The organism is Paraburkholderia sp. SIMBA_030 (assembly GCF_046535245.1).
In the GTDB taxonomy this organism is placed as follows: Bacteria; Pseudomonadota; Gammaproteobacteria; order Burkholderiales; family Burkholderiaceae; genus Paraburkholderia.
In genome coordinates this window covers 1-441 of the sequence record NZ_JAWRXB010000098.1, presented here as the reverse complement: position 1 = coordinate 441, position 441 = coordinate 1, and the positions used below count along the sequence as shown (strand labels likewise).

1 protein-coding gene is annotated in these 441 nt (G+C 61.7%); it reads left to right on the top strand.

From position 1 onward, the window contains the following. The coding region (locus SB772_RS39195; protein WP_410838415.1) for a porin at positions 1-441 on the top strand (441 nt) is incomplete at both ends.

Genomic DNA, 441 nt, shown 5'->3' with positions numbered 1-441 from the left:
CTCATCGATGAAGGTCTGAATTTCACCAGCAATGCGGGCGGGCATTCGGCGTGGGCGATGTCGAGCGGCGACACCGCAGGCAGCCGCTGGGGCCTGAAAGGCAGTGAAGATCTGGGCGGGGGCTACAAAGCGATCTTCAAACTGGAAAACGGCTTCAACATCAATACGGGCAAGCTTGGGCAGGATTCCAGCATGTTCGGGCGTCAGGCCTACGTGGGGCTGTCGTCGGACCACTACGGGACAATCACGCTGGGCCGCCAATACGATACGAGCGTCGACGACTACGGCTTCGCCAGCTTGACCGCCGCGGGCAACTGGGCCGGCGACATCTCCGCGCATCCGTTCGACAACGACAACGCGGATTGGGATTACCGCGTAAATAACGCCGTCAAATACGTGTCGCCGACGTGGCGCGGCCTCACGGGCGAAGCGATGTACGGC